This window comes from Mucilaginibacter pankratovii, assembly GCF_014773265.1.
Lineage (GTDB): Bacteria > Bacteroidota > Bacteroidia > Sphingobacteriales > Sphingobacteriaceae > Mucilaginibacter > Mucilaginibacter pankratovii.
This window is the reverse complement of record NZ_JACWMY010000004.1, coordinates 127285-152626: the sequence shown is the minus strand read 5'-3', so window position 1 is coordinate 152626 and position 25342 is coordinate 127285. Positions and strand designations below refer to the sequence as shown.

Annotated in this window: 27 protein-coding genes and 1 tRNA gene; 22 read left to right on the top strand and 6 right to left on the bottom strand. The window is 44.5% G+C overall.

Going from position 1 to position 25342, the window contains the following annotated elements; translation table 11 throughout:
* Positions 1 to 12: 12 nt before the first annotated feature.
* The 14 genes from IDJ77_RS09125 to IDJ77_RS09060 are packed head-to-tail and all read left to right on the top strand — an operon-like array spanning position 13 to position 12968.
* On the top strand, positions 13 to 717 hold the full coding sequence (locus tag IDJ77_RS09125) for an FkbM family methyltransferase (protein WP_191188636.1): 705 nt from the start codon (positions 13 to 15) through the stop codon (positions 715 to 717).
* A 28-nt stretch (positions 718 to 745) separates the two neighbouring features.
* Complete coding sequence (locus IDJ77_RS09120) at positions 746 to 1516, top strand: FkbM family methyltransferase (protein ID WP_191188635.1); 771 nt, start codon at positions 746 to 748, stop codon at positions 1514 to 1516.
* Positions 1513 to 2679, top strand: a complete 1167-nt coding sequence (locus IDJ77_RS09115) for a glycosyltransferase family protein (RefSeq protein ID WP_191188634.1) — start codon at positions 1513 to 1515, stop codon at positions 2677 to 2679. Before IDJ77_RS09120 ends, IDJ77_RS09115 begins: the two co-directional genes overlap by 4 nt.
* A 3-nt stretch (positions 2680 to 2682) precedes the next feature.
* Complete coding sequence (locus IDJ77_RS09110; protein WP_191188633.1) at positions 2683 to 3708, top strand: glycosyltransferase family 4 protein; 1026 nt, start codon at positions 2683 to 2685, stop codon at positions 3706 to 3708.
* Positions 3705 to 4925: a glycosyltransferase family protein gene (locus IDJ77_RS09105; protein WP_191188632.1), complete on the top strand. Its 1221-nt coding sequence runs from the start codon at positions 3705 to 3707 to the stop codon at positions 4923 to 4925. The genes IDJ77_RS09110 and IDJ77_RS09105 overlap by 4 nt, the downstream gene beginning before the upstream one ends.
* A complete protein-coding gene (locus tag IDJ77_RS09100) occupies positions 4922 to 6205 on the top strand; it encodes a glycosyltransferase (RefSeq protein ID WP_224751025.1) in 1284 nt (427 codons plus the stop codon). Before IDJ77_RS09105 ends, IDJ77_RS09100 begins: the two co-directional genes overlap by 4 nt.
* Positions 6206 to 6232: 27 nt before the next feature.
* Positions 6233 to 7384, top strand: a complete 1152-nt coding sequence (locus tag IDJ77_RS09095) for a glycosyltransferase family 4 protein (protein ID WP_191188631.1) — start codon at positions 6233 to 6235, stop codon at positions 7382 to 7384.
* A 50-nt stretch (positions 7385 to 7434) separates the two neighbouring features.
* On the top strand, positions 7435 to 8829 hold the full coding sequence (locus tag IDJ77_RS09090; protein ID WP_394368030.1) for an exosortase Y-associated Wzy-like protein: 1395 nt from the start codon (positions 7435 to 7437) through the stop codon (positions 8827 to 8829).
* On the top strand, positions 8826 to 9959 hold the full coding sequence (locus tag IDJ77_RS09085; RefSeq protein ID WP_191188629.1) for an XrtY-associated glycosyltransferase XYAG1: 1134 nt from the start codon (positions 8826 to 8828) through the stop codon (positions 9957 to 9959). Before IDJ77_RS09090 ends, IDJ77_RS09085 begins: the two co-directional genes overlap by 4 nt.
* On the top strand, positions 9956 to 10576 hold the full coding sequence (locus IDJ77_RS09080) for a class I SAM-dependent methyltransferase (RefSeq protein ID WP_191188628.1): 621 nt from the start codon (positions 9956 to 9958) through the stop codon (positions 10574 to 10576). Before IDJ77_RS09085 ends, IDJ77_RS09080 begins: the two co-directional genes overlap by 4 nt.
* On the top strand, positions 10573 to 11442 hold the full coding sequence (locus tag IDJ77_RS09075) for a glycosyltransferase family 2 protein (protein ID WP_191188627.1): 870 nt from the start codon (positions 10573 to 10575) through the stop codon (positions 11440 to 11442). The genes IDJ77_RS09080 and IDJ77_RS09075 overlap by 4 nt, the downstream gene beginning before the upstream one ends.
* Positions 11426 to 11983 (top strand): exosortase Y, encoded by a 558-nt coding sequence (gene xrtY / locus IDJ77_RS09070; RefSeq protein WP_191188626.1) that lies wholly within the window; start codon positions 11426 to 11428, stop codon positions 11981 to 11983. The genes IDJ77_RS09075 and xrtY overlap by 17 nt, the downstream gene beginning before the upstream one ends.
* Positions 11970 to 12521 (top strand): WcaF family extracellular polysaccharide biosynthesis acetyltransferase, encoded by a 552-nt coding sequence (locus IDJ77_RS09065; RefSeq protein ID WP_191188625.1) that lies wholly within the window; start codon positions 11970 to 11972, stop codon positions 12519 to 12521. The genes xrtY and IDJ77_RS09065 overlap by 14 nt, the downstream gene beginning before the upstream one ends.
* Before the next feature lie 3 nt (positions 12522 to 12524).
* Positions 12525 to 12968: a hypothetical protein gene (locus tag IDJ77_RS09060; RefSeq protein ID WP_191188624.1), complete on the top strand. Its 444-nt coding sequence runs from the start codon at positions 12525 to 12527 to the stop codon at positions 12966 to 12968.
* Between the two features lie 5 nt (positions 12969 to 12973).
* Here the strand turns inward: IDJ77_RS09060 and obgE are convergent, their stop codons facing one another.
* From obgE to IDJ77_RS09045, 3 genes are all read right to left on the bottom strand, one after another.
* Entirely contained in the window at positions 12974 to 13972 is a 999-nt protein-coding gene (gene obgE / locus IDJ77_RS09055) for a GTPase ObgE (protein WP_191188623.1), read from the bottom strand.
* Positions 13973 to 14080: 108 nt separating this feature from the next.
* Positions 14081 to 14653, bottom strand: a complete 573-nt coding sequence (locus tag IDJ77_RS09050; protein ID WP_191188622.1) for an adenylate kinase — start codon at positions 14651 to 14653, stop codon at positions 14081 to 14083.
* A gap of 106 nt (positions 14654 to 14759) precedes the next feature.
* Positions 14760 to 14833 (bottom strand) — tRNA-Arg (locus IDJ77_RS09045).
* A gap of 209 nt (positions 14834 to 15042) precedes the next feature.
* On the opposite strand from IDJ77_RS09045, the gene IDJ77_RS09040 reads away from it, so the two are divergent.
* Complete coding sequence (locus tag IDJ77_RS09040; protein WP_191188621.1) at positions 15043 to 16143, top strand: acyltransferase family protein; 1101 nt, start codon at positions 15043 to 15045, stop codon at positions 16141 to 16143.
* Positions 16144 to 16189: 46 nt separating this feature from the next.
* Here IDJ77_RS09040 and IDJ77_RS09035 read toward each other — a convergent pair whose 3' ends face one another.
* On the bottom strand, positions 16190 to 16651 hold the full coding sequence (locus tag IDJ77_RS09035) for a redoxin domain-containing protein (protein ID WP_191188620.1): 462 nt from the start codon (positions 16649 to 16651) through the stop codon (positions 16190 to 16192).
* Between the two features lie 153 nt (positions 16652 to 16804).
* Here IDJ77_RS09035 and IDJ77_RS09030 point away from each other — a divergent pair, with 153 nt between their 5' ends.
* The 5 genes from IDJ77_RS09030 to IDJ77_RS09010 are packed head-to-tail and all read left to right on the top strand — an operon-like array spanning position 16805 to position 20610.
* Positions 16805 to 17644, top strand: coding sequence for an ABC transporter ATP-binding protein (locus tag IDJ77_RS09030; protein WP_191188619.1), 840 nt, complete (start codon positions 16805 to 16807; stop codon positions 17642 to 17644).
* Between the two features lie 11 nt (positions 17645 to 17655).
* A complete protein-coding gene (locus tag IDJ77_RS09025) occupies positions 17656 to 18453 on the top strand; it encodes a hypothetical protein (protein WP_191188618.1) in 798 nt (265 codons plus the stop codon).
* 1 nt (position 18454) lies between these two features.
* The gene (locus tag IDJ77_RS09020; RefSeq protein ID WP_191188617.1) at positions 18455 to 18844 is read left to right on the top strand and encodes a GntR family transcriptional regulator; all 390 of its coding nucleotides are present in this window, start codon (positions 18455 to 18457) and stop codon (positions 18842 to 18844) included.
* The gene (locus IDJ77_RS09015) at positions 18834 to 19568 is read left to right on the top strand and encodes a hypothetical protein (RefSeq protein WP_191188616.1); all 735 of its coding nucleotides are present in this window, start codon (positions 18834 to 18836) and stop codon (positions 19566 to 19568) included. Before IDJ77_RS09020 ends, IDJ77_RS09015 begins: the two co-directional genes overlap by 11 nt.
* Before the next feature lie 4 nt (positions 19569 to 19572).
* Entirely contained in the window at positions 19573 to 20610 is a 1038-nt protein-coding gene (locus IDJ77_RS09010; protein ID WP_317174319.1) for an NAD(P)H-quinone oxidoreductase, read from the top strand.
* Between the two features lie 82 nt (positions 20611 to 20692).
* Here IDJ77_RS09010 and IDJ77_RS09005 read toward each other — a convergent pair whose 3' ends face one another.
* Together IDJ77_RS09005 and IDJ77_RS09000 are read right to left on the bottom strand one after the other, a co-directional pair.
* Positions 20693 to 22021, bottom strand: coding sequence for an SGNH/GDSL hydrolase family protein (locus tag IDJ77_RS09005; RefSeq protein WP_191188615.1), 1329 nt, complete (start codon positions 22019 to 22021; stop codon positions 20693 to 20695).
* Between the two features lie 18 nt (positions 22022 to 22039).
* The gene (locus IDJ77_RS09000; protein WP_191188614.1) at positions 22040 to 23260 is read right to left on the bottom strand and encodes an OmpP1/FadL family transporter; all 1221 of its coding nucleotides are present in this window, start codon (positions 23258 to 23260) and stop codon (positions 22040 to 22042) included.
* 207 nt (positions 23261 to 23467) lie between these two features.
* Here IDJ77_RS09000 and atpD point away from each other — a divergent pair, with 207 nt between their 5' ends.
* Both atpD and atpC read left to right on the top strand, forming a co-directional pair.
* Positions 23468 to 24973 (top strand): F0F1 ATP synthase subunit beta, encoded by a 1506-nt coding sequence (gene atpD / locus IDJ77_RS08995; protein ID WP_191188613.1) that lies wholly within the window; start codon positions 23468 to 23470, stop codon positions 24971 to 24973.
* A 79-nt stretch (positions 24974 to 25052) separates the two neighbouring features.
* Entirely contained in the window at positions 25053 to 25301 is a 249-nt protein-coding gene (gene atpC / locus IDJ77_RS08990; protein WP_128531870.1) for an ATP synthase F1 subunit epsilon, read from the top strand.
* Positions 25302 to 25342 lie beyond the last annotated feature (41 nt).

The following is a 25342-nucleotide window of genomic DNA, read 5'->3' as shown; positions in this document are numbered from 1 at the left end:
ATAACACCAAACATGAAACCCCTCCTGTTTATCAATAAGCTTTACAATAAGCTAAGCAAAACAAACATAAAGCTCTCGTTTTCGCAAAGCGGCGAAGACAGTATTATTTTATTCCTCATTCGTTCGCTAAAAATAACCCAAGTGCAGTACTTTGATATCGGCACCAACGACCCAAGGAATATGAACAATACATACATCCTTTACCTTAACGGCTTCAGGGGGATATGTGTTGAACCCGACCCATTTTTTCATAAACAAATAAAAAAATACAGGCCCGGGGATGTACTTATCCCAAAGGGTGTTGCCGTTGAGCAACAGGATAAAGCTACGTTTTATGTAATGGACGACCCGCTTTTAAACACCTTCTCGCCGCAGGAAGCTGAAAAACTGGTCAACACGCATCACCGGGAGATCAGGAAGGTGTTATCCGTTGAGCTGATCGCCATCAACACTATATTTGAACAATACTTTAAGGAAGATCATTGTTCTGTTTTATCATTGGATGTTGAAGGGCTTGACCTTGTTATTTTGCAGTCTATTGATTTTTCAAGGTTTAAACCTTCTATTATTTGTGTGGAGAACATCGAATATTCAGAAAACTTAACCGGTAAAAAAGACAGTTTTATTAATGAAGTTTTACTGGAACAAGGCTATATACTTTACGCGGATACTTATATTAACAGCATTTTTATCGACAGTAATTTCCTGAAAAAATAGAGCTGCTATTCCCCCGGGTTTTAATTTTATGAACTATTCTCTCTTATATCAGCCACTAAAACTCATCGAAAGGGCCGCACTTGCCATAAAGAGAAGGCGCAGGTTTAAAAAACTACAGCATACCCCGGCCGCTCAGCTTGGTTTGGGGCATATCGATTCTTTAGAATTACTGGAAATTATACGTGATGATGCAGGGCTTACTGCATCGCCCAATATCTATGATATCGGCAGCAATGTGGGCACCTGGACACTGCTTGCCAAAGCCATTTTCCCGAACGCGCGGGTAGATGCCTTTGAACCGCTGCCCGATCATAACAGCCAGTTTAACGATAGCTGTAAAAACTTAACCGACATTCATCTGCACGAATTTTGTTTGGGTAATGAGGATACTACGGGCCTTATCAATATATCCAGCTATTCCGATTCATCCAGTTTGCTGGTAGCTACGCCGCTGGAGTTTGAGCACTTTAACATCAAAAAAGAAAAAGAACTGCCGGTTAAGATCAAACGCCTCGACGGCCTTATAAAGGATAAAACCATCCCGGCGCCCGATATTATTAAGCTGGACATACAAGGCTTTGAGCTGGAAGCTTTAAAGGGATTGGACACTTACCTTAATGATGTAACATATATCATTTGCGAGGTTTCTTTTAAAGAATACTATTACGGGCAGCCCGGCTTCCTCGAAATTGCAAACTACCTTGCCTGTTTTAATATCCACCTGTTTGCCTTTGGCAATAACACCCCAATCGGTACCGAACTGAACCAGATAGACGTATTGTTTAAGCGCCGTAAATGAGGATCCTGCTCTCTTTTCTGCAGGACAAAACAGACCAGCCCCACCCGGTACCCGGTTACCGTTTTTGGGAGTTCTATATCAAAAACGGGATAAATGAGGCAGGCATGCAATACCTGGAAGTGCCGGATGCTGATTGGGCGGAAGGGCTTATTTATACCGAAGGTTCTGCCGAATTACAGCGCTGGAAGGATAAAACCTGGCAAGCCACCATCAATTACATTCAAAACAACCCGGGGAAGATTGACCTGTTCCTGTGCTACCTCTATCCAAAACAAATAGAGGAGCATGCTATCAGGCAGATCCAAAAATTGGGCATCCCCTGCGTTAATTTTTATTGTGATAACGTACGGGAGTTTAAAACCATTCCGCCTCAATTCAAAATTTTCGACCTGGTGTGGGTGCCCGAATATGAGGCGTTACCCACGTACAAAGCGGCCAAGATAAAGCACATCAACCTGCCGATGCCCATTTGGGTAGCGCCGAATTTTCGGGATGCCTTGCTCGCAAAAGAACTACCCGGGGCCACCTTCATCGGGTCGAAAGATGTTTTAAGGGAACAGTTATTAAGCGAAGTCATGCAAAAGGGGCTGAATGTGCGTATCGGCGGCAGCGGCTGGCTAAATACGGGCAATACCAACGCATCTGCAATACCGGCAAAAGCCTCCCTGCAGCAAACCTTATTAAACCAGTACCGCTTTGTGCAGCAGCACGGTCTTAAGGGCTGGGCTATAAGGCATACCAACAGGCTGCAAAAAGCACCGGTAACGGTCATCCCGGGCGACCATCTTTTTGAAAGCCCTGCTTTTGAAGAATATATCAGCATAACCCAAAACAGCACGGTAACACTGGGCATTAACCGCGTGCCCACCTATAAAAAGCCCAACAGCCACCCGCTTACTTATTCCCGTTTGCGGGATATTGAAGCCCCCATGCTGGGCGCATGTTATTTAACCGAGTATACCGACGGCTTGCCGCATTTATACGACCTCGATAAAGAGATCTGGAGTTATAAAAATGCCAATGAATTAGTTGAAAAGGCAAACGAGCTGCTAAAAAACAAAGAAAAACGAACGCTGTTAAGGCGTAACGGGCAGCAGAGGGCTTTAAACGACCACAGTATCCCCCGGTCGCTGACGTTGATCAGGAAAATCATTTTTGGATAAGCATTGAAAATAGCCATCATCGTAAATCCGCTCATCCCCGTACCGCCCGAGAAATATGGCGGCATTGAACGTATTGTTTACATGCTGATACAGGAATTGATTGCCAAAGGGCACGATGTTACCCTCTACGCAAACGAGCGCTCCAAACCCGGCTGCGCGCTTGTCGGGTATCACGAATCTGACCATTATGGCCTGCCGGATATGATCCGCATCAATGCCCTCACTTCAAAAATAGCCTTCAAAAAGTTTGATGTGATACACACTTTTGGCCGCATGAGCAATATTGCTTTGCTAATGCTGAGCAAGCTGCCAAAAGTTGTATCCTACCAGTTGCAACCAACTCTTTCGCAGGTAAAAAAGGTTATAAAATTTGCCCGTGAAGGTTCTGTCCATTTTACGGGTTGCAGCGATTATATCTCTAATCAGATAGTGCCTTACGCGCCGGTTACTACCATTTATAACGGAGTTGATACGGCTGAGTATACCTTTACGCCTGCGGTTGCCGACGATGCTCCCTTGGTTTTCCTGGGGAGGATCCAAAAAGAGAAAGGAACGGATATAGCCATCCAAACGGCCCTCGCTACCGGCCGAAAACTCGTTATTGCCGGCAACGTGCCCGATGAAACCATCCACCAGGCATACTTCGAAGAAAAAGTAAAGCCATTTATTGATGGCAAACAGGTAACTTATATTGGCCCGGTAAACAACAGCCAAAAAAACGAGTTGCTGGGAGCGGCGGCCGCATTCCTGATGCCCGTAACCTGGGATGAACCTTTTGGTATTGTAATGGCCGAAGCTTTGGCCTGCGGTACGCCGGTAATTGGCTTTAAGCGTGGCTCGGTACCGGAGGTTGTGCAACACGGCGTAAATGGCTTTTTATGCGATACCCGGGAAGAAATGGCCGCTTTCGCTAAAGATATCCCCAAAATTAACAGGGCGGATTGCCGCCGTATTGCCGAAGGAAAATTCAGCTCGGATACTATAGGCAACCAATACGAAGAACTTTATAAGCGCATGGTAGCCAAATGAGGAATATTACCCTTATTACTACCGGCCAGCCAGCCACCAACCCCCGCCTGGTAAAAGAGGCAGATTTTTTAAGCGGCCTTGGTTATAACGTAAAGGTGATCTACTGTTTTTACCAGCCCTGGGCACAACAATTAGATGAAAGCATCATCAACCAAAACCCGGGCATGTACATCTCCCAGGGCGGTGATCCTGTTAAATCGAAATTTACCTACTATAAAACAAGGCTTCGCCAAAAGCTTTGCCAAATATTTTTCAGCTATTTTAAAGGATGGGGTATTCCCGAGAACGCGATCAGCAGAACACATAGCGAAGCACTAAAAGCAGCAAAAAAAATTAAAACCGACCTCTACATCGCCCACAACCTCGGCGCCCTGCCCGCCGCCGTGCTGGCGGCTAAGTATATGGGGTGTAAAATAGGTTATGACGCGGAAGACATGCACTCCGCCCAGTTCAACGATGTTTCAATGATGTATCTGCTGAATAAATACATCGAAGTAAAATATTTTAACCGTACCGATTATTTTACAGCTGCCAGTCCGCTGATAGCGGCTAATTATCGCAAGGCTTATCCCAGCCTTCAACCGCAGGTGATCAATAACGTATTCCCGAAAATCAAATCACCGTTTAATACAAGTCGCAAGACTACGAATATTGTTAAGCTCTTCTGGTTCTCGCAAACCATTGGGGCCGACAGGGGATTAGAAAACATTGTAGCAGCCATGGGCGAAGCACCGGCAACCGAGTTGCACCTTTTGGGCAGCTGCACGGCCGGATACAAGGCAACATTGCTGGATATAGCCATTAAAACCAATGTGCAGCCAACCCGGATAATTTATCACCCGCCCATCCCGCCTGATGAACTGATGGCATTCGCAGCGCAATTTGATATCGGTATGGCCAGCGAAACAGGCAGCACCTTAAACAGGGAGATCTGCTTAACAAATAAGATCTTCACCTACCTGCAAAGCGGGCTGGCTATCATCGCAAGCGATACACAGGCGCAGAGCCTTTTCCTGTCGGAATACCCTGCTGCCGGCAAGCTCTACCAAAAAAACAGCACCAAAAGTCTTGCAAATTGTTTAAACGAATACCTGCAAAACCCGGAGGCTTTATATCAAACGCGCCTCGGCAATTACCAATTGGGGCAAACTGAATTGAACTGGGAAACCGAAAGCCATAAATTCGGCGACATCATAACCAACACCTTTCAAGCTTGAAGAAAGTACTGATCATATCGCCCTATTTCCCGCCCGTAAACGCGGCAGATATGCACCGGGTGCGCACAAGTCTGCCTTTTTTTGAGCAGCACGGATGGGCGGCAGAGGTGGTTACCGTTGACACTTTGTATACCGATATGGTGCAGGACGAACTACTATTACAAAGCGTGCCGCCGGCGATAAAAATTCACAAAGTGAAGGCTTTTGATAAACGCCGGTCCTCCAAACTTGGGCTTGGGAGTATCGCCCTTCGCTCGTTATGGTATTACCGCCAGTATGTAAACAAGCTTTTAAGCCAGCAGCAATTCGACCTTATTTATTTCTCTACTACGCAGTTTCCGGTTTGTGTATTGGGCGCTTATTGGAAAAAGAAATTTAAGATACCCTACGTAATTGATATGCAGGACCCCTGGCATTCTGAGTATTACCGGGACAAGCCCAAAAGCCAGCAACCGCCAAAGTACTGGTTCTCGTACCGCCTGAATAAATATATGGAGCCCGCCGCTATTAAAAATGCCAACGGGCTTATCGCCGTTTCCGGGCAGTATATTACCGATCTGCAAAACCGCTATCCCTCCATCAAAAACGTTCCCACGGCTACCATTACCTTTGGCATGTTTCCGCCGGATCTGGATATTGCAGTTGAGCACCAGCGAGAGTTTAAACAGCTATTGAACCCGGATGATATCAATATTGTTTATGTAGGCCGCGGTGGTACCGATATGCACAAGGCTATTAAGCCGGTGTTTGACGCACTGGCGCAGGGCCTAAAAACTGATCCGGCCTTTTTTTCGCGGCTTAAATTTTACTTTATTGGCACCAGTTATGCACCTGTAGGCCTCGGCAAGCCAAGCATTTTACCTCTTGCGGAAAGCTTAGGGTTAACCAACCAGGTAATTGAAGTAACCGACAGGATAAGTTACTACCATTCCCTGGCGGTATTAATGCAGGCCGATGCATTGTTCATCCCGGGATCTGACGACGCAAAATATACCGCCTCAAAAATATACCCCTACCTGCTAACACGGAAACCACTGCTGGCGGTATTTAATCCGCAAAGCCCGGCAATAGGGATACTTAAAGATTTTTGCATCGATACAGTGTATAACTATGACAACATAACCCCGCAAAACATAAACGATTTTTTACTTGCACTGGATAGTAAGTCAAATTTACCAATCAGTTTATCTGCCGAAGCGGTAAAAACCCACCTCGCACAAACCAAAACACAGCTTCAATGCGAGCTTTTTAATGTCGCTATAAAAAATGACCGGCCTTAAATTCCATCTAACTGGCGCCAAAGCACTATGCGAAAATTAGCTATTGTAACCACGCACCCAATTCAATACTACGCGCCGGTTTTTCAATTACTGGCGCAGCGGGGCAATATTGATATTAAAGTGTTTTATACCTGGAGCCAATCCTCGTTAAAAAAAACCGATCCCGGTTTTGGGCGCGATGTAAGCTGGGACATCCCGCTGCTAGATGGTTACCCGTACGAATTTGTTGAGAACACCGCCCCGGAACCCGGCTCACATCACTCAAAAGGCATCATCAATCCCAGGCTTATCCCGGCTATTACCAATTGGAAAGCTGATGCGGTTATGGTTATCGGCTGGGCATATAAAAGCCACCTCGGGGTTTTAAAATACTTTAAAAACAAGATCCCGGTATTGTTTCGCGGCGACTCTACTTTGCTTGATGAACAATGGGGGCTTAAAAACTTGCTGCGATTTTTATACCTGCGATGGGTTTACCGCCATATAGACTATGCCCTGTATCCCGGTACGGCAACCAAAGCCTATTTTGAAAAATATGGATTAAAAAAACCGCAGCTGGTTTTTGCTCCCCACGCGGTGGATAATACCCGTTTCGCAGCTAACCGCCAAAGTGAGGCCCAAGAACTAAGGACTGGTTTAGCTATCAGGGATGAGGATATCCTGATTTTATTCGCCGGAAAATTTGAAGATAAAAAAGACCCACTGATACTTATCGATGCCTTTTTAAGCCTTGCGCAAAGCAACGTTCATTTACTGATGGTTGGTAACGGCGTTTTAGAGGCACGGTTAAAGCAAAAAGCAAACGGCCATACCAATATCCATTTTATGGATTTTCAAAACCAGTCGGTAATGCCTGTTGTTTACCAGGCCTGCGATCTTTTTTGCCTGCCATCCCGGGGGCCGAATGAAACATGGGGGCTGGCTGTTAACGAGGCAATGGCCTGCAGCAAGGCTGTGCTGGTATCAAACAAAACGGGTTGTGCTGCAGATCTGGTTAAACCGGGCAAAAATGGCTCTGTTTTTATTGCTGAAGATAAAGAGAGCTTCTCTCTGAATTTGGCAACCCTCTGCATATCAAAAGAAAATCTCAGGTTATGGGGGACGGAATCGGCGAAGATAATAGCCGGTCGGAATTTTACGAAAATTGCCCAAGCCATCGAAACCACGGTAATAAATTGAAATGATTACTATTGCAACTGGTAATTTATTGGTGAGTAACAAAAAGCAAAATGGGTGGTAAAGGCATAGAAAGGTATATTGTGCTTTTTATGCCTTGGGTAATTGCCTACATGTTCAGGGGCGATCCGTATCTGTCTTACATCATAGCCTGGCTGGGTTCGTTCGTTATTTTCTTTTTAACACTATCCGGCTGGGTAAGGCCAATCCCCAACGACAGGCCCCTGGGCGAGCAGTTAATGCGCCCCTTATTTGTTATGCACATTATTTTTGCCGGGTATACCTGTACCACTTCCATATTCTATTTTTTTAGTGTACTGGGCTACGATGAATTTCATGCCGGGCCAACGTACTTTTTAATAGATAAAGAAAAATTAGAGCTCACGGCACAATGCCAGCGGTTATATTGCCTTGGGCATGCGGCCTTCATTTCGGGGATACTGATGTTTATGAAGTACCCCAAAAAAAAAGAGTACAAGATCGAATCGAGTACGTTAGCGGGCCTGCTGATGAAGATCGCTATCATCAGCTTTCCATTATCAACCATCCTCATCAAGCTGCCGGGATTGTCACAGTTTTCAGTCCAGTTTAGTGCGCTTAGCTTTATTGCAGGCACACTTGCACTTGCATTTGCTATCCCATTAAAAAAAGCCGTTAACACCTTAGTGTGTAGTGTTTTGTATGTTGTTAACTTCTATATTGCATTAACTTCGGGGTTTAAAGAACCTATTATTATAAGTGTGTTGGTTTTGGGTATTTTTTTATACCCAAGCTATAAAAAGGTTGTGCTTATCACTTTCATTCCCCTATTATTTTCGCTGTTCATTGTGTTACCAGCCTACGTTAACAGTTACCGGCAAGCTGCCTGGTCTGATGATGTAAACACCGACGAAGCCGCACAACAATCACTTGATGCAGCTTTAAACGATGAAAATACTTCAACCTGGACGTTCCTGGTATTAAGGTTAAGCGAGATAGACATGTTTACCACGTTTGTAAAAAGCACCCCGCAAACGGTGGATTATTACGGCACCGAACTTTTAAAACAATCGGCAATTGCCATTGTGCCGCGTATTTTTTGGCAGGGGAAACCTATTACCGAAGAATTGGTAATGGCGCGCGTGTATAAAGCCGGTGTGGTTAACAGCGGATCGAACGTATCGGCCAAACCGGCGTATATAGTAGATGGTTACTTGTCTGCCGGGCCTATCGGCGTTTTTTTATCGATGTTTTTGTACGGCGCAATTGCGCAATTAATTTCAATAAAGGCCGAGCGATTGTTTGGTGGTTATATTTTAGGCACGGCGCTTATATTTAGTGGCTTATTCCAGATCTTATGGCGTGGATTGAGTTTTGAATTTATTATCAACTCGGTATTTTGGAGCTATATGAGTATGCTGGGCATATTCCATATTTTAAGAAAAAGACATATCCTAAGAAAGGTGTGAAGATACTGCATATAACCGCCGCTTATAAGCCTGCCGTTATTTACGGGGGGCCAACTATGTCGGTAGCTATGCTGTGCGAGGAGTTATCCAAAGCCGGCGTTGCTATCAATGTATTTACTACTACCGCCAACGGCGCCCGGGAGCTGGCCGTTGATACAGCCGTGCCGATAAATGTAGATGGAGCGCTGGTAACTTATTTTAAGCGAATAACAAAAGACCATACCCATTTTTCGCCTGCCTTACTTAAGGCCTTGTGGAAACATGCTAAAGAGTTTGATGCCATACACATCCATGCGTGGTGGAATTTGGTATCTGTGCTATCTTGCGCAATAGCGTTAGCCCGCAAGGTGCCCGTTGTTATATCGCCCCGGGGCATGTTAAGCACCTATTCTTTCAACAACAAAAACATCGGCGCCAAAGGTCTTATTCATAAAATGATGGGGGGAAACCTTTTAAATAAAAGCCATATTCATACCACATCAAGCCACGAAAGCGAGGCTGTTGCCAAATTAGTTAGGCCATTAAGCATAACCGCGTTGCCCAATTTTGTGAAGCTAAGTAAACCTGGTGGTTTTGATCACATTACCCCGGGCGGTGTATTAAAATTGCTTTTCTTTTCGCGTATCGAAGAAAAAAAAGGGCTCGACATTCTACTAAACGCCCTTAAATTTATTGCGCTGCCTTACCATTTAACCATTGCCGGCGATGGCGACGAAAACTACATCAATTATTTAAAATCGCTGACAAATGGCATTGAAGATAAAATTACCTGGGCGGGTTTTTATGATGACGATAAGTTTGAACTGCTGCAACAACACCATCTGCTGATACTCCCCTCGCACGATGAAAATTTTGGCAACGTAGTGATAGAAAGCCTGGGTGTAGGTACCGCGGTATTAATAAGCGAAGCAGTTGGCCTTGCCGATTATGTAAAAGAGAACAATTTTGGCTGGATCTGCCAAACCAACGTAAAATCGGTGAGCGATACCATCAACAACATTGGCGCAAACGGCCTGACTACATTAAACAGCATCAGGCAAACCGCCCCGGCCATTGTGCGAAACGATTTTACAGGCGATGCTCTGGCACAGAAATACATCCGCTTTTACCAGCAAATAATTAAAGTATGAGCGATTACCGGGACTACCAATACCAGGACAACGCTATTATGCATAACCTGATCTATACACTGCGGCCATTGCTAAAAATGCTGGATAAGGACAAAAACCGGTGTATTTTAGATCTGGGTTGCGGTAACGGTTACCTGGTAAATCACCTGATATCGTTAGGCTATAACGCTTATGGTACGGATGCATCCGAACAAGGTATTGCCATTGCGGCTGAAGGTAACCCCGGGCGGTTTTTTGTGCAGGATCTGAGCAATAATGAACTTCCCCCCGAACTACAGGGGCTGCAATTTGATACTATCATTTCCACCGAAGTAATTGAACACCTTTACGACCCGGAGAAGTTTATAGATTTTTGCAAACAAGCCTTAATAGCGAATGGCGAATTGATCATCTCTACGCCTTATCACGGCTACCTAAAAAACCTGCTGCTTAGCATCACAAATAGGTGGGACGAGCACATGAGCCCTTTGTGGCTTGGCGGGCATATCAAAATGTGGTCGGCTAAAACGTTGGGGAGCCTCCTTAGCGGCAAAGGGTTTACAGTAACGCAATTTGAGGGTTGCGGGCGGATACCATATCTTTGGATGAGCATGATCATCAAAGCACGTTTAAATTGAACACCGAATACTCTTTCATCATTTTAACCTTTAATGAAGAAATTCATTTGCCCCGGCTGCTGCAGTCTATTGCAGGGCTTAATGCCGCCATATTTGTTTTAGATTCTTATAGTACCGATGATACCCTTGCTATTGCAGAAGCGGCTGGTGCCACCGTTTTACAACATCCCTTCGAAAATCATCCCCGCCAATGGGATTTTGCACTCAAAAACTTCCATGTTACAACTCCCTGGGTAATTTGCCTGGATGCGGACCAGGTGGTTACGCCCGAACTGCAGGTACAATTGCTTAATTTTAAGAACGAGGACTATCCAATCGTCAACGGTATTTACTTCAACCGGAAGAATTTTTTCAAAGGTAAATGGCTAAAATATGGCGGTTATTACCCTTTCTACCTGCTTAAAATGATCCGGTACGGCACCGGTTACTCCGATCTTAATGAGAATATGGACCACCGCTTAATTGTTCCGGGTAATACCATCATCTGGAAGAAGGGGCATATTTTAGAGGAGAACCTCAAGGAAAACAACATTCGCTTTTGGATAGATAAGCACAATAGATACAGCGACCTGCTTGCCCTGGAAGAAACCGAACGCATATTGGGCATCCGTAGCCAAACTATAAAACCACGTTTTTGGGGCTCGCCTGATGAACGCACCGCATGGCTTAAACAATTATGGTGGCGCTTACCGCGTTATGTAAGGCCGTTGTTATATTTTATGTACCGCATGGTATTTAAACTCGGTATATTAGATGGCCGCACCGGCATCATATTCCATTTTTTACAGGGCTTTTGGTTTAGGCTGGTAGTGGATATTAAGATAGAGGAAATAATCAAACAAAAACAGGATGCAGATAGGCATTAAAAACAACGTAGCGTTGTGGTTCGGCGTAAAGTTCGCCGCGCTTTTTTTGCTGTTCTACTATTCTAATATTTTGTTTTTTGGGCTTACGTCGCCTGGTAACAACTACAACGCTTTTTTAGACCATCATTTTAATTATATCAATTGGCTTAGGTATGCGCTGCTGCATATTTCCAGCACGCTGCTCAATTGGCTCGGCTTTACTTCCATAGTGGGTAACAACCAATTGTTGGTGGCCGGCCATGGCATTATCGAACTGATATACACCTGCCTCGGGCTTGGGGTAATGAGCTTTTTCGCGGCCTTTGTAATTGCATATCCAAAAAAAATAAAGCCCAAGCTGGTTTTTCTTGTGTGTGGCCTGGTCAGCATTCAAATACTCAATATTATCCGGCTAATGCTGCTGGCCCTATACTGGACCAAAAGCCGGAACCGTATTGTCGATCACCACCTAATTTTTGATGTGCTCATTTATATCATCATTATTGTTGCTTTATATAAATGGATAAACAACAAAGCTACTAACCCCAATGCAGCAAACTGATCTTTCGGTATACAATAACCACCCTTACCATCCGGGTGGTAATGCGCTTAAACGTTTGCTATGGTATTATGTAAACGCGGTTATTTTTAAAAACCGCTTGTTCCCCATTAATGGCTTAAAAACGGGTTTACTAAAGCTATTTGGCGCCAAAATAGGCAAGGGTGTGGTAATAAAGCCTGCCGTAAATATCAAATCGCCATGGCTATTAAGCATTGGCAACCACACCTGGATAGGCGAACAAGTTTGGATAGATAACCTGGTAATGGTAACTATTGGCAGTAATGTGTGCCTGTCGCAAGGCGCTATTTTGCAAACCGGCAGCCATAATTATAAAAAAACTACGTTCGATTTGATCACCGGCAGCATTACGTTAGAAGATGGCGCCTGGATAGGCTGCGCGGCTATCGTTAATCAGGGAATTAGCGTGGGCTCGCACGCAGTGCTCACAACCGGCTCGGTGGCTACAAAGAATTTAGAGCCCTATTTTATTTACCAGGGAAACCCCGCTGTAAAAGTGCGGGCAAGAGAGATCAGCTAAATTATGGCAATCAAAAAAATATTTTTATTTGGATGGACGCTCGCGGTGGCGGCATCTTTGGTGTTTGCAGGTTGTAAAAGCAACACAGCCTCCAAGCCCGACCCAAGAGAGGCCAACCGAGTGATAGATAGCGCCTCTGCCGCCTATGTTAAAGCTTTAGATAAAAAAAATAAAGGTGCGGTATTTGTATTAACGAAGGATTACCCCGAACTAAAGGGGTTGAACAATAAAGTGATCCTGATAAAACCGCTTAACCAGGATCTGAGCATCAACTTTGATGAATACCTCCATAAAGAATATATGGGGCCTATCCATATCCTGTTGCCCTCCTATTATGTAGGTATACGGGCATCTGTTATCCTCAAATGCTTCCCGGCGTATAAAGAGTTCACTTTTACAGAACTAAGCGATAATTACGTTTTGTATTACAGCGATAAAAAAAGGTAACCAGCTTACCGGTTTATCTCTTTCCACAGCAGGTCTTTCAGTTCGGTAATATTCCTCTGCGCTACCGACGAAATGAAAACATAAGGGATCCCTTCCGGCACTTCCTTCTCCATCTCCGCCTGCAATTCCTCATCCAGCATATCACTTTTTGTAATGGCCAGCACGCGTGGCTTGTGCATCAGTTCTTCGTTATACTCGCTGAGTTCTCTCAGCAGGATATTGTATTCTTCCTTAATAGTTCTTGCCGTATCGGCAGGCACCATAAATAAAAGCACCGAGTTACGCTCGATATGGCGCAGGAAACGGATGCCCAGGCCCTTACCCTGCGATGCGCCCTCTATAATGCCCGGTATATCGGCCATAACAAACGATTGGTTGCCACGGTACCCTACGATACCCAAATTAGGCACAAGCGTTGTAAAGGCGTAATCGGCTATCTCCGGCTTTGCTGCGGATACCACCGAAAGCAGTGTTGATTTGCCCGCATTAGGAAAACCCACCAAACCTACATCGGCTAATATTTTTAATTCGAGGATGTTCCAGTCTTCCTGGCCATCTTCGCCGGGTTGCGCAAAGCGCGGGGTTTGCTTGGTAGCGGTTTTAAAGTGCCAGTTGCCCAGCCCGCCACGGCCACCATTGGCCAATATTTTGGTTTCGCCGTCGTGGTTTATTTCGAAAAGGATCTCGCCGGTTTCTGCGTTTTTGGCTATGGTGCCAAGGGGTACCTCCAGGATCTCGTCGCGCCCGGTTTTACCGCTGCGTTGAGAACTGCCACCCGGATCGCCGTCGCCGGCAATAACGTGTTTGCGGAATTTTAAGTGCAGCAGTGTCCATAACTGGGCGTTGCCTTTTACTATAACGTGGCCTCCGCGGCCGCCATCGCCACCATCAGGGCCGCCCATCGAGGTTAAAATATCCCTGTGTAAATGCGAAGAACCCGCTCCTCCGTGGCCCGAACGGCAGCAGATCTTTACATAATCAACAAAATTTGAACCCTGCGACATAATTTTTTATTTGAGACGGAAAGTCCGAAAGTCAGTAAAGTCCGAAAGTTAAGAAATTTGCATCTCCTTCTTCCGGACTTTACCCGACTTATCCGACTTCCGGACTAATTAATAAGTATCGATCACGCTATTGATAGAAGTGAAGATATCTTCTACACTACCAATGCCATTTATACTTGTATATTTATTTTGACCCTGATAAAACCCTGCAACCGGTGCAGTTTTATCATTATATTCTTTTATACGTTTACGTATCACTTCCGGGTTAGCGTCATCCGGCCTGCCCGAGCTTTTACCTCTTAATAGCAATCGTTGCTCTAATTCAGCATCGGTAACTTCCAAAGCTATCATGCCTGATATAGATGATTGCTTAGACGAAAGCAAATTATCCAGGGCCTCGGCCTGAGCTACTGTACGCGGGAAACCATCAAAAATAAAGCCTTTAGCATCTTTATTTGCATCAAGTTTATTGCTGATCATCCCTATCACAACCGCATCGGGGACTAATTTCCCCTCGTCCATCAGTTTTTTTGCTTCCAAACCCAGTTCGGTGCCTTGTGCAATTTCGCCTCGTAGTAAATCACCAGTAGAAAGATGAATTAACCCGAACTTCTCGATAAGTTTTTGTGATTGGGTACCCTTCCCGGCTCCGGGGGGGCCAAACAGTACTAAATTGAGCATCCCTTATGTTTAAAAATTAAAAAAGCCTATGAACACTATACTCAAAGGCTTAATTTTTTGGGCACCTGGCGGATGTCGCAGTTCCGGAACAAGTGGTTGAAATATGTGCACTTGTAGGGATTCGAACCCCAAACCTTCTCATCCGTAGTGAGATGCTCTATCCAATTGAGCTACAAGTGCGTTTCCGGTAACCGGCGTTATCTAACAGAAATAGATATAAGCCCCTTTTTTAACGGACTGCAAAAATAGAATTTCTTTTTAATTACTGCAATAGTTTAGCAAAAACATTTTTCAAAAACACTTAAAGCATTAATTTACAATATTAAAAATTGCCTTTTTTTTATTAAATGATATTTTAGCGCCTGAATTTCACCCTTACAAAGCTATTGATGAAAATTAGAGGTTCGTCGCTGTTTACCGATATACGGGCAATACCCGCTGTGCTCGATCAAAAGCTTTATCCCTCGTTAAACGGTATCAGGGGTGTGGCTGTATTAATGGTTGTAATAGCCCACATGATCGTGTTGCAATACCGGGCGTTCAGCAATTTGATCTTTATAGGGTCCTTAGGCGTAAACATCTTTTTTGTGCTAAGCGGGTTTTTGATCACCACGCTATGTATCAAAGAGAAGATCGTAACCGGTACCCTATCGTTAAAAAAATTTTACATCCGGCGCGCGCTGCGCATACTACCCGTAGCCTATTTGTACATAGGCGTTATCATCGTGTTAAACTTAACAGTTAAATTAAACGTAAACGCGGTAAGTATTTTATCCTCGGCCCTGTTCGCAGCAGATTTTTCCTACTTTAAAAAAACAGCCTACCACTGGGACCTCGGGCATTATTGGTCGCTCGCGGTAGAGGAACAATTCTACCTCATCTTCCCGGTCTTTATCAAGAAAAGCTTTTACTTGTTTGTGGGGCTGGTAATGTTCATTTTATTTGTGCTGCCGGTTATTCTTTACCTGCAATCGGCAAACATCATTATCAACAGCGGGCCGTTTTACGCGTTAACACACTTCCTGGTTAAGTTCCAGGCTATTAGTTTGGGCTGCTTTTTTTCGGTACTATGCTTTAAGGGGTATTTAAACTTCGGCAAGCTGAAGTGGGTGATAACACTGGCATGTATAGCAGCCATCTTTTTTATTAAATACGACGATGTTTTTAGCATAAAGGCCGTTTTTGTAAACCTGTTTCTATCGGTTTTAACCGGGTTCATTATCGTCAACAGCATCTACACTACCAGCGATGTGATTTTTAAGTTTTTTAATTTTAAACCGCTGGCCACCATCGGTATACTATCGTACAGTATTTATATATGGCAACAACTTTTTGTATCAAACGATGAAAAATTCTGGCCGAGCCTTTACCCCTTCAATATCGCCTTCTTAATAGTGGTCCCCTGCATCTCCTACTACTTTTACGAAAGCTTTTTTTTAAGGCTGAAAACAAAATTCATGGCGCGGCAATCAACAAAAAAAGGTGGCTGATAAAAGCTTTGTTCATCAGCCACCTCAATGGTTATATGTGTTAATCTTACTTTACCTTTTCTGCAATGGCGTCAAAGTCGGGCAGGTCGCCGGCGTTTTCAAGCACCTCGGCGTAGATGATGTTTTGCTCCTCATCTATCACAAAAGCCGCACGTTTAGATACGCCTTTCATACCAAAAGCAAACGTTTCATATAAAGCGCCGTAGGCTTCAGATACTTCCTTATTAAAATCTGACAGTAAGGGGAACTGGTAGGCATTCTCTTCTTTAAATTTCCCTAAGGTAAATGGCGAATCAACCGATACGCCCAGGATCTGCGCGTTCAGTCCGTCGTAATAGCCAAAGCTATCGCGCATGGTGCAAAGCTGCGTGGTACAAACGCCTGTAAAAGCTAATGGAAAAAAGTGTAATACTACCTTTTTGCCTTTAAAATCGGCTAAGGAAACTTCTTTAAGTTCGGAGGAGGTTAGTTTAAACTGCGGGGCTGCTGAGCCTGTTTGTAATGACATAGTTTTTTGTTTTATGCAAATGAATAACATTTACCCGAAAGTTCAATACATACAAATTGAAAGCATGTTTTTTTTACAAAAAATAGTTTAAAAAAAACTTGGAGTTACCGAATATCTAATTACATTTGTAGTGTACTACTTAACTAATACACTATGATACAGTTTAACAACTTGTCTTTTGGTTATTCGCGCAAAAAGCTGCTATATAAAAACCTAACCCTTTCTATTGAAAATGGAAGCATCTACGGCCTGCTGGGCAAGAATGGTGCAGGCAAGTCCACCTTGCTTAAAAACATGGTGGGTACGCTCTTCCCGGTAGAAGGCACCGTGCTGGTAGATGGTGTACAACCCAAAAGCCGCAAACCATCGTTCTTGCAAACCATTTATTACATAGCCGAGGATGTTTACGTACCAGCGCTTACTATAAAGCAATATCACAATTTGTTTGCTCCCTTTTATCCGATGTTTGATAAGGATAGCTTTTATAAATACCTGCTGGAACTGGAAGTGAGCGTTGACGGCAAACTGAACAAATTATCCTTCGGCCAGCAAAAAAAGTTTGTGATAGCCTTTGCGCTTGCTTGCAACACTAAAGTACTGCTAATGGATGAGCCGACAAACGGGTTGGACATACCTTCCAAGGCCCAGTTCAGGAAGCTGATAGCCTCGGTAATGAATGAAGACCGCATCATCTTTATATCTACCCACCAAATACGCGATCTGGAAAACATGATAGATAAAGTGATGATTGTAGATAACGGCAACCTGCTACTGCATTCGTCCATTGCGGATATTGCCGAAAAGCTTTGTTTTAAAACGGTGAATGAAATACCAAAGGGCGCTAAAGTGCTTTATTCCGAAAAAATGTTGCGTGGCATCTCCGTAATTATGGAGAATACAGATGGCGAAGACTCGGCGCTTAACCTGGAGCACCTTTTTAACGGCATCACCGAAAACCCGGCAATGGCCAAACAACTATTCCCGATAAATTAAAACTAATTACCATGAATGATACTTTTAGCCTCAGCAGGTTTGGGCTGCTATTAAAAAAAACCATACTCGAGCGCTCCATGCAACTAATTGGCGCAGTTGTAGCTGTAATGGCGTTTACCCTTTTACTTTATACGCTTATACTTTATGCGTTAGATTGGGGGCCGGCGCAAAACCTATCCTTTATTTGGGGCTTTATTGGTGGCGGGGTGGTTTTATCTTCGGTGGTATTTAGCTACTTTACTACTAATGCGGGTGGGGCCGCCTATCTTACATTGCCTGCCTCTTCGCTGGAGAAATGGCTCTGCGGTATATTGATATCGGGCTTGTTATTTTGCATAGTCTTTTTAAGTTTTTTCCGGCTTATGGACTACACGTTTGTAACGGCCTACCACAGCGGATTAGACCGAACCAGCCCCCTGTACCGTGGCTTGTACGATCATGTGTACTTGTACGAATTTGAAGGTAATAATGTGTTTGTTAAGGCAACAATATTGTACACCAATTTTGTTGGAGCCATGATGGTAGGCACGTTATACTTCAATCGGGTTGCCCTTGTAAAGGTGGCGCTTGTGGTTTGCGGTGTGCTGGCTGCCATTTATTTTTTAAACCTGGCCATTGTTAGCCTATTATTTTCTAATGTTGATATTGCGTTCCCGTACTTTACGGTATTGATAAAAGTAGATTCTGAAGTTGGGAATATCGAGCTTCCGCATTACGCTTATGCTATCGCAAATAATTTTCTTCAATACATATTGCCGGGCACTTTGTGGATAACAGCTTATGTAAGGTTAAGGGAAAAAGAAATTTAGAATGGAGTTTAGAGAAAAACAAGCAATTTATTTACAAATAGCAGAATATGTTTGCGAGCAAATACTGCTTAAGCAATGGCCGCTGGAAACAAAAATATTAAGCATTCGCGACTTGGCCGTAGCAATGCAGGTGAACCCTAATACGGTTCAGCGCGCCTACGATTTTTTGCAGCAACGCGAAATTATTACCAATAAGCGCGGCGTGGGATATTTTGTAGAGAATGAAGCCATGCATAGAGTAGTTGCCTTTAGGAAAGAACAATTTTTAGAAAATGAATTGCCCCTATTTTTAAGAAGCATGTATTTGCTGGATATTCCGATGGAAGAAATTGAAATACGCTACGAGAAATTTATTGATGAAACTTTTAAAGAAAAAAAATATGAAGACTAAGATAAGCACGATCATACTGAGGACATTATTCGCCGTGATGTTGTTAGGTGTTGTAGTATCCGATCTGGCATTTAAAAACGTGTACAACAAAGTTGACAAAAGCGATACCTACTGGAACTATAACAAGATACTGGAACAGCCTTTTAAGCACTTAAAGCTGGACGGCGGCAACATCACCAAAATAGTTTTTCAACAAAGTAAACACGCATCGGTAAGGGTGCTCAACTATTGGGATGCCTATAGAAAAGATGTTACTTTTAAGGCCTATGTAAAAAACGATACCCTGCACTTAGTGTTCCCTAACAAATACAAAAACGAGGGCGAAAAAAACTGGATGCAAAACAGGGTGCTGGTACGGCTGTTTGCTCCCGAACTATTATCTGTTGAGGGTACCAACACTAACTTTGAGCTGCAAAAATTAAGGCAGGCAAACATAACCGTAAATTTAAAAGGGAAATCGCGATTGGAAGTAGAAAGTTATAATCAAAATTTCGACACACTTCGGATAACACAGGCAGATTCCAGCCAGGTTTTATTTGAAATGGCGCCAGAATTAAAGGGTTCTAAAAATATGCACTTTGGCTACGTAGCAGCAAATCTTAAAGATTATACCATATTAGATATTGGTCACGGCTTTGCTGAAAATGCCGATCTGGCTATTACTGATAGCTCCGCTGTAATTCTTTCGGGGAAATCATTGAAAGCAATGAAGATGAATAAATAGCACCATGCGTAAAACACGCAAGCAATTTACCGCGTTCAATCATTTAATGAAAGCCATCATCATTACCCATCCCGGCGGACCCGAAGTTTTACAGCTTGCAGAGCGCCCAACACCTGCTTACGCGACCAACGAGGTGCTGATAAAAGTAATGGCTGCAGGCATAAACCGCCCCGACGTGTTTCAGCGCAAAGGCAACTATCCACCACCGGAGGGTGCCCCAAAGGATATCCCCGGGCTGGAGCTTGCCGGCGTTGTTGCCGAAATTGGTGCCGGTGTTACCCGCTGGAAGGTTGGCGATAAAGTTTGCGCGCTGGTAATCGGCGGTGCCTATGCGGAATATTGTGTAGCACCCGAAGGGCAATGCCTGCCCGTGCCCGAGGGCTTAAGCTTTGCAGAAGCGGCGTCCCTCCCCGAAACCTTTTTTACTGTTTGGAGCAATGTGTTCGACCGCGCGCAATTGCAGCCTGGCGAAAGCCTGTTGGTACATGGCGGCAGCAGCGGTATTGGTGTTACGGCTATACAAATGGCAAAAGCTTTGGGAAGCACCGTTTTCGTTACTGCCGGCAGCGACGAGAAATGTAAATTCTGCGAAGAACTGGGTGCTGATAAAGCCATTAATTATAACACAGAAAATTTCGGCGAAGCCATTAGTAATCTTACCGACGGTAAGGGTGTTGATGTGATATTGGATATGATAGGCGGCGATTACACATCAATAAATATCAAAAGCTTGGCTAACGATGGCCGGCTGGTGATGATAAACGCTGTAAAAGGCAGCAAGGTAGAAATTAACTTATCCGAAGTGATGCGCAAGCGACTGATGATAACCGGCTCCACGCTGCGGGCAAGGGATGTGGCCTTCAAAAGCGCCATCGCCCAAAAACTGGAAGAACATATCTGGCCCCTATTAGCATCCGGGCAAATAAAACCTATCATTTATAAAACTTTCCCCGCCGGCGAAGCCGCCAAAGCTCATGAGCTGATGGAAAGCAGCGAACATATGGGGAAGATAGTATTAGAGTTCATTGGTGATAGTTCATAGTTCATAGTAAGAGCTACCATGAACTATGAACCATCACCCATGAACTCAGGGCTACCATCAACTATGAACCATCACCTATCAACTAAGGAAACTTCACCCCGTTATAAGCCGATACACTCGCCTTGGGGATATTTGATCCGTATTTGGCGTTGATGGCTTTTATAAATTCATTGGCTACAATAGCATAACCTCTTGGCGTTAGGTGGATCCCATCCAGCGAAAATACACCACCGCTGATGTAGTTAGAGCCCAGGCTTACACCATCTATCACCATGCCGTTAGCTTTTAAGTTATTCAGGAAGGTAAAGGCATCAAACAATGCCAAACCTTTGCTGTCGGCTGCTGCTTTAATGGTGGTATTGTAGGCGTTCACATAATCCTTGGTTAAAACAACTTCGTTGGCATCCAGCACATATTGGTTCTCAATAGGCGCGTAGGGCGTTAACCCATAAGGCACCATACCCGCCGGCGAACTTACCGGTTGGCCAATTTTACTGGTAGGGAAAGTAAGTACCACCAAATCGGCTGCGGTAGCTTTGCGGGCGGTATAGCCGGCTGAAACGTCAGCCGAATTCTTTGCGCTAATATACAAATCTGTAACCGTTGGAGCATTTTTTTGCACACCTGCCAGGATAGCGCCAACCGTAACCGTAGTAAAGTAAGGTACAGCGGTAACGTCTGGAATAGTTGCCACTGCCCCTTTTTGGCCAGCTGCAGTTAGTTTCGATATCGACAGGTTGTATAGAGCTGTAAATGTTGCCTTATCTGTAAGTACATCGCCTGCCCCACCTGTAGATGCATAAAGCAAAGCATCGTTAGTGCCCAGCCAGTTGGTAAAGAAGGTAAAAGGCTTGGCGGTGGCAAAATCTATATATGTAGTAGAATTTGTACCCGCATTGCCCGGCAGCATCCTTTCAAAATAGCCGTTCAGGTTACCGTAAGGGGCATAGGCTATTTGCTGTACTTTAACGCCCGGCACACCATAGTTGTTTATTTCGCCGGTGTATTTGGTGTATAAAACCACCGTGCCGAAGCCAGGTATAGCAGCTGTACCCCTAACGGCAAGGTTAGTAGTTACCGGTGCGGTTATAGGCGAACCTGTGGCAGTAAAGCCAGTTAGTTTGATATAACCCGAACCGTTGGACTGATCGGCGTTGAACAAGGGCTGCGTAAACGTACCGCCGCCAACAAGCGCCATTTGTTTGGCTATGATGCTTGGGTACGAGTTTAATTGCCCCTCCAGGTATAAACCACCATCGGCATAGCCTGCGGTTAATGAGTTACCCAGAGAGATGTACCGCGAAAAATCGGCAGTACCTTGGGTAGACTTTGGGGTTTCTATAGTAGGTTTACAGGATGCCAATAATAACAGCCCGGCAGATATGTATATGTAATTTTTTATCGATTTCATGTGTTTAAAAACTAAATATTACCAATGATAAGAAAGGGAAACGCCGGGGATATACACGTTGCTTTTAAACGTGCCCGCTAATTGCGATTCGATATTGGTTTGTGTGCGGGTGAACAGATGCTCAAACTCAAAGGATAAGTCGATATCCAGGCGTTTGGCCAGTTTATAACCTACGCCACCTGTAAAGTAATAACGATTGGCATCGGGCACCTCGGGGGTTACATAGCCATCCTTAACAGGCGTAGTAGCATAGCCGCCGCCGAAACGCAGGGCCAGTTTATCGTTGTATTTATATTCCGCCCCGGTACGCAGCGCAAACGCGTTCTCGTAGTTACGTGGCGAGTAAGTGTCGGCCAATGCAGAGGTATTGGTAGCGTAATCAAAGGCAAGGGCTTTAAAGCTGCTCCAGCCAACAAAGTTAGCGTCGAAGCCAACGGTCCATTTTTTGGTTGGATAAAAGCCAAGGCCCAATGAGAATGTTCCCGGCAACGGTATGCCCGAGCTAAAGGTATTTGGCTGCGGGAAGTTTGCCTGTACCGATGATGGCACGGTAAATATCGCATCGCCGTTTTTCAGTTTGGTGTTCACCTTCGATCGGTAATCCAGCCCAGCTGTAAAAGATTTGGTTTTCAGGAAGATCCCGGCATTCCAGCCATAGCCTTTGCCTGTACCTTCCAGTTTTGCCTGGCCGGGGTTTCCGTTTGCATCTGCCAAAGGTATAGCCCGCCTCAAATCTACGCTTGCATGGTTGTACACAAAACCTGCTCCAATGCTTAAGGCATTGGTTAATTTATAACTCACCGTTGGTTGAATAAAGATCGCTTTCAGATCCAGGCTCTGCACCGAATATTTACCAGCCCAGGTGGTGCCCCAGTCGGTAAGGCCGCCAAACGGCGTATAAACGCCCAGCCCAAGTTTCCAATTTGCCGATTTTGGCCCCCAAACGGCATAAGCCTGTATGGGCGTTGCTACGCGGTTTGCCGTAAAATATTTATCGTTGGTACCCGATGGGTTGAAGCCGGATTTAAACCACAACGGGCTTATCCCGGCAGAAACAGAATTTTCAGATAGCATAGCAACCGCGCCGGGGTTAAAGAAAATGGATGCGCCATCCTGCAGCAAGCCGGTACCGGTGTGGCCCATACCTATTTGCTTTTGGCCGCCAAGGTTAACCTGGAAACCCTGCGCCCAGGCAATAGCGGGCGCTAACCACAATAACAGTAGTAAAAGTTTTTTCATTAATTAGTAATTAAGTAACAGAAACAATTGGTTTATAATTGGGCGTCAAACTTAAGGAAATAGTATTAATAAAAACATCAAAAAAATCTTACCATAACTATTTAAATATTTGGCAATAAACCTTAACTTTGCGCCTCTGAAATAGTACCGTTGCTTTATGAAAGGTATCTGTTTCAATTAAAATTTTTTTAAAACACCAGGTAATATATGCCAAACATTGGAAAAATATCAAGGATCATCGGTCCGGTAGTTGACGTAAGTTTCGCTAATGACGCACATCTTCCTAAGATTTATGATGCGCTTGAGATCACTAAAGACAACGGACAGAAAATTATTTTAGAAGTTCAGCAACACTTAGGTGAAGACCGTGTGCGCGCAATCGCCATGGACTCTACCGACGGTTTACTGCGCGGAATGAATGTTTTAGATACCGAAGCCGCTATTAAAATGCCGGTTGGCGATGCTATTAAAGGCCGCGTATTTAACGTAGTTGGCGATGCTATCGATGGTATCCCTAATCTTGATAAAACCAATGGACGCCCTATCCACAACACGCCTCCGCGTTTTGAGGACCTATCTACCGAAACTGAGGCCCTGTTTACAGGTATCAAAGTTATCGACTTATTAGAGCCTTATGTAAAAGGTGGTAAGATCGGTTTGTTTGGTGGTGCCGGTGTAGGTAAAACCGTATTAATTCAGGAACTGATCAACAACATCGCGAAAGCTTATGCAGGTTTATCTGTATTTGCAGGTGTAGGCGAGCGTACCCGCGAAGGTAACGACTTACTGCGTGAGATGCTTGAATCGGGCATTATAAAATATGGCGATGCATTTATGCACTCCATGGAAGCAGGCGGATGGGATCTTACCAAGATCGACGCTGAAGCTTTAAAAGAATCAAAAGCTACCTTCGTTTTCGGCCAGATGAACGAGCCTCCCGGTGCACGTGCACGTGTGGCGCTATCAGGTCTTACCCTTGCAGAGTATTTCCGCGATGGTGATGAAGAAGGTAAAGGCCGCGATATCCTTTTCTTTATCGATAACATCTTCCGCTTTACCCAGGCAGGTTCTGAGGTATCGGCTTTGTTAGGCCGTATGCCATCTGCGGTAGGTTACCAGCCAACTTTGGCAACAGAGATGGGTACTATGCAGGAGCGTATCACGTCAACAAAACGTGGTTCAATTACATCTGTACAGGCCGTTTACGTACCTGCGGATGATTTAACTGACCCTGCACCGGCAACAACATTTGCCCACTTAGATGCTACAACCGTACTTTCGCGTAAAATTGCCGAGCTTGGTATTTACCCTGCGGTGGATCCACTGGATTCTACCTCACGTATCCTTAGCGCAGCTATCCTGGGCGATGAGCACTACAACACCGCTCAACGCGTTAAAGAAACTTTACAACGTTACAAAGAGCTTCAGGATATCATCGCCATCTTAGGTATGGATGAGCTTTCTGAAGAAGATAAATTAACTGTATCGCGTGCACGCCGTGTTCAGCGTTTCCTTTCTCAGCCATTCTTTGTGGCAGAGCAGTTCACCGGTTTAAAAGGTGTATTGGTTGATATTAAAGATACCATCAAAGGCTTTAACATGATCATGGATGGCGAAGTAGATGAATACCCTGAGGCAGCATTTAACCTTGTGGGCAGCATTGAAGACGCTATTGAAAAAGGCAAGAAATTATTAGCAGAAGCTAATAACTAACACTAAGATAGTGGCGAGTGGTGAATAGTGAGTGACTAAGCTTACTACTCATCATTCACCACTCACTATTCACAACAGCATGACATTAGAAATTCTTACTCCTGATAAAAAAGTTTTCGAAGGCGAGGCTACCTCGGTAACCCTGCCCGGTACTTTAGGGTTTTTAGAGATCCTGAACAACCACGCGCCCATTATCTCTACCCTGAATGATGGCAAGCTAACCGTAAGGGATGGCGGTAAAGAAGATATCTTTTTTATTAAAGGCGGTGTGGTAGAAGCTTTAAACAACAAAGTAACCGTACTGGCAGAAGGCATTACCCACAAGTAATCGTTTTTTTGTACTGATATTGAAAAGGCCCGGACTGACGT

Bases quoted from the DNA above. Each gene is read 5' to 3' on its own strand.
- IDJ77_RS09125 (WP_191188636.1), top strand. From the start codon at position 13: ATGAAACCCCTCCTGTTTATCAATAAGCTTTACAATAAGCTAAGCAAA.
- IDJ77_RS09120 (WP_191188635.1), top strand. From the start codon at position 746: ATGAACTATTCTCTCTTATATCAGCCACTAAAACTCATCGAAAGGGCC.
- IDJ77_RS09115 (WP_191188634.1), top strand. From the start codon at position 1,513: ATGAGGATCCTGCTCTCTTTTCTGCAGGACAAAACAGACCAGCCCCAC.
- IDJ77_RS09105 (WP_191188632.1), top strand. From the start codon at position 3,705: ATGAGGAATATTACCCTTATTACTACCGGCCAGCCAGCCACCAACCCC.
- IDJ77_RS09095 (WP_191188631.1), top strand. From the start codon at position 6,233: ATGCGAAAATTAGCTATTGTAACCACGCACCCAATTCAATACTACGCG.
- IDJ77_RS09090 (WP_394368030.1), top strand. From the start codon at position 7,435: ATGGGTGGTAAAGGCATAGAAAGGTATATTGTGCTTTTTATGCCTTGG.
- IDJ77_RS09080 (WP_191188628.1), top strand. From the start codon at position 9,956: ATGAGCGATTACCGGGACTACCAATACCAGGACAACGCTATTATGCAT.
- xrtY (WP_191188626.1), top strand. From the start codon at position 11,426: ATGCAGATAGGCATTAAAAACAACGTAGCGTTGTGGTTCGGCGTAAAG.
- IDJ77_RS09065 (WP_191188625.1), top strand. From the start codon at position 11,970: ATGCAGCAAACTGATCTTTCGGTATACAATAACCACCCTTACCATCCG.
- IDJ77_RS09060 (WP_191188624.1), top strand. From the start codon at position 12,525: ATGGCAATCAAAAAAATATTTTTATTTGGATGGACGCTCGCGGTGGCG.
- obgE (WP_191188623.1), bottom strand. From the start codon at position 13,972: ATGTCGCAGGGTTCAAATTTTGTTGATTATGTAAAGATCTGCTGCCGT.
- IDJ77_RS09050 (WP_191188622.1), bottom strand. From the start codon at position 14,653: ATGCTCAATTTAGTACTGTTTGGCCCCCCCGGAGCCGGGAAGGGTACC.
- IDJ77_RS09040 (WP_191188621.1), top strand. From the start codon at position 15,043: ATGAAAATTAGAGGTTCGTCGCTGTTTACCGATATACGGGCAATACCC.
- IDJ77_RS09035 (WP_191188620.1), bottom strand. From the start codon at position 16,651: ATGTCATTACAAACAGGCTCAGCAGCCCCGCAGTTTAAACTAACCTCC.
- IDJ77_RS09030 (WP_191188619.1), top strand. From the start codon at position 16,805: ATGATACAGTTTAACAACTTGTCTTTTGGTTATTCGCGCAAAAAGCTG.
- IDJ77_RS09025 (WP_191188618.1), top strand. From the start codon at position 17,656: ATGAATGATACTTTTAGCCTCAGCAGGTTTGGGCTGCTATTAAAAAAA.
- IDJ77_RS09020 (WP_191188617.1), top strand. From the start codon at position 18,455: ATGGAGTTTAGAGAAAAACAAGCAATTTATTTACAAATAGCAGAATAT.
- IDJ77_RS09015 (WP_191188616.1), top strand. From the start codon at position 18,834: ATGAAGACTAAGATAAGCACGATCATACTGAGGACATTATTCGCCGTG.
- IDJ77_RS09010 (WP_317174319.1), top strand. From the start codon at position 19,573: ATGCGTAAAACACGCAAGCAATTTACCGCGTTCAATCATTTAATGAAA.
- IDJ77_RS09005 (WP_191188615.1), bottom strand. From the start codon at position 22,021: ATGAAATCGATAAAAAATTACATATACATATCTGCCGGGCTGTTATTA.
- IDJ77_RS09000 (WP_191188614.1), bottom strand. From the start codon at position 23,260: ATGAAAAAACTTTTACTACTGTTATTGTGGTTAGCGCCCGCTATTGCC.
- atpD (WP_191188613.1), top strand. From the start codon at position 23,468: ATGCCAAACATTGGAAAAATATCAAGGATCATCGGTCCGGTAGTTGAC.
- atpC (WP_128531870.1), top strand. From the start codon at position 25,053: ATGACATTAGAAATTCTTACTCCTGATAAAAAAGTTTTCGAAGGCGAG.